The sequence below is a fragment of the Roseofilum acuticapitatum BLCC-M154 genome (assembly GCF_030068475.1).
Taxonomy (GTDB): Bacteria; Cyanobacteriota; Cyanobacteriia; order Cyanobacteriales; family Desertifilaceae; genus Roseofilum; species Roseofilum acuticapitatum.
On sequence record NZ_JAQOSP010000049.1, the window covers coordinates 1 to 2,431 of the forward strand.

The following is a 2,431-nucleotide window of genomic DNA, read 5'->3' on the forward strand; positions in this document are numbered from 1 at the left end:
GGGAGAGGCGACCTCTCCACCACAGGGGTCAAAGGGACTAGGCTCGTCTTCCTTGACCCAAGAGAGCTTAATAAGAGGATGAGTATCCATAGGCAATATCCAGTTTTCAAGGTACATAGATAGGGGAACCAATCCCCTATACCCTTAGTGTACAGCATCTAAAAGAATCTAAAAGAATTTATTTATAATTATTTTTTATATAAAATATATGGTATTTGCAATATACCTAATAAATCAAGACACTCTAAAGGAGTTGATATAATGCCATTAGAGTGTGGAGAATATATGGCTACCATGGCAAAACCCAAGAAGAAACAAGTATCTATCAGAATTCCAGAAGAGGACTATGAGTTTTTAGATATGTACTGTGAAGAGGAAGGTATAGAGAGGGCAACATGGATGGCCAGTGTCATCCATAAAGAAGTCAGGAGAATTCAGCAACAAGACCAGACAGTTACCCAGTAATCATCACTGGAGATACCCAGACCGCCCTATGGCGGTTTTTTTGTGGAAACCTATAGGATCATGGGTGAACGATTGGTATATGTTCTGGATGTTCAGGCAAATAAGGGTAACGGGGAAGATATATACCCACTTGTGCTTGTGAAGGCTAACCACTAAAGACGTACTACTCAAGCCATGCTCATAGCACCCCATTTTAGGGGTGTACAGTAGTTAAACCCCCTTAAATGACCAATCATATAGGCTAACCCTCTAACTCTATGATGCTTACCCTGTAAGCATTCTAGCCATTCTATACTACAAAGGCATATTACTTAGAGAAACTTATCATATTTATTAATAGTAATAATCTGTGTTTATTGAGCCTAAAAGTATAGATGTACAGAGATCGTTACTGTTAGAAATTCTACTGAAAAACCCCTAGACAAGCTAAGGGGTTTTGTAAAAAGATTGGAGTGTAGTTTGTGGATTTAAGGGGGGACTTCCCCTCCCCCCTTTTGTTTCTAAATTGAGGATATTCCTATGATACACCCTGATGACCAATACTATGAGCCTTTAAGCCCAATACTGTTGGCTACTTTGTGTGATGCTGCTAATGGTCTTACTAATTCAGAGATATGCGAAAAATACAATATAAGCCAACCCAGTCCGACAACGAGATTCTGTAGAATTTATTTTAGACTTGGGGTACAGATGGAGCATCCTGACTCTGGGGATCTGATACCAAGTCCCTTTGTACGACTAAAAGCCGTACTCAAGGCTACCAGGATAGGGCTAATCATCTATGATTATGAGACTTCCCAATACGTCCCTAACCCTGACTTTAAGCAACCGGATGGAGTACCCGTCTATTACCCCCCACGTAAGAAAAAAATATGGACTGTGGATTCATTTTCTGATGACAAAGTTGAGAGAGCTAAAGAAGCATTACTTTCTGGGGAGATGAGTCCATCAACTATTGTCGCGAGGGTGTTCAAGGCTAATAACGGTGAAAGTTATGCAGCAGCAAAACAGAAACTAGCTCTAATAAAAGAAGAGCTTGAATCCCAAGGCTACACAGTTCCCAAATACAAACACAAGCCAAAGGGCGGAAAACGGGGTGCGAATCATCCATGGATAGAAGAGGAGAATGCAAGGATAGCTGAGATTAAGGCGAGGAAGAAAAAAGAGGAAGAACACGAGCTTGTGCCGAATCTCTGGCAACCAAACCCTATGTTCTAAAGGCTTCAAAAACGCTTTGTCCGGCAATCTCAGCTTGAAAAAGACCCCTATAATAGGGGTCTTTCATCTTGTGTCTGGATTTACGACGTGGCTCACGTCGTAAATTAGGATATGGGGCTACTCACCAATTCTAGGGATGTCGTCATTCCCCCCAAGTTGCTCTCGTAACCTGGCGTTTTCCTTCTTGAGGAAAAGGATAGTTTCTTGAGCGTGTTGAAGTTGTGCCTTAAGTTCAGCTATCTCCGATTCTTTGGAGATAGAAGACATCAGGAAATCAATCTCAGCTTCTGGTGTCAAGTGACCATCATACTTGTCATTCATGTCACCAGAATGTCCAAGACTTAATGCGCGTTGGTCACGGGTCAAACCAGAGAGTTTCCCATGATGGTTAGCAAGGTGTCTCAGAGCATGAGTTTGGGTAAAACCTCCACCCTTTACTTGTTTAATGTAGTCACCCAGTCGTCGCCTCATCCTATTTAAGTAGATATCTTTGATAGATTCTGGATTACCACTTGAATCAGGGATGCATTCTGGCATCTTGACTTCTGGATTTTTGACACCCAGAAGCTCAATCAAGTCAGGGTAACTAGGGTGAACCATGGGACGGCAAACTCTATCAGCAGTCTTCACCGTGATATAGTGTCGTTCTCCACTGGTATCGGTGACCCAAAACCCGTCACCAATAATCACGATATTCTCGGTATTAGTGGGGTCATGAAGTGCCTTGACTACTCGTTTCCCAAGCGTA

At 42.2% G+C, this 2,431-nt stretch carries 2 protein-coding genes and 1 pseudogene; 2 read left to right on the forward strand and 1 reads right to left on the reverse strand.

The window, feature by feature from the left end; translation table 11 throughout:
• The first annotated feature begins 261 nt into the window (after nucleotides 1-261).
• On the forward strand, nucleotides 262-465 hold the full coding sequence (locus PMG71_RS07105; protein WP_283752960.1) for a hypothetical protein: 204 nt from the start codon (nucleotides 262-264) through the stop codon (nucleotides 463-465).
• 519 nt (nucleotides 466-984) lie between these two features.
• Nucleotides 985-1,683 (forward strand): hypothetical protein, encoded by a 699-nt coding sequence (locus tag PMG71_RS07110; protein WP_283752961.1) that lies wholly within the window; start codon nucleotides 985-987, stop codon nucleotides 1,681-1,683.
• Nucleotides 1,684-1,800: 117 nt separating this feature from the next.
• Here the strand turns inward: PMG71_RS07110 and PMG71_RS07115 are convergent.
• Nucleotides 1,801-2,431: pseudogene (locus PMG71_RS07115) on the reverse strand (hypothetical protein); the annotation flags it as partial.

What these genes read in the sequence shown, in the direction of transcription:
- PMG71_RS07105 (WP_283752960.1), top strand. Translation starts at nt 262, where the DNA reads ATGCCATTAGAGTGTGGAGAATATATGGCTACCATGGCAAAACCCAAG.
- PMG71_RS07110 (WP_283752961.1), top strand. Translation starts at nt 985, where the DNA reads ATGATACACCCTGATGACCAATACTATGAGCCTTTAAGCCCAATACTG.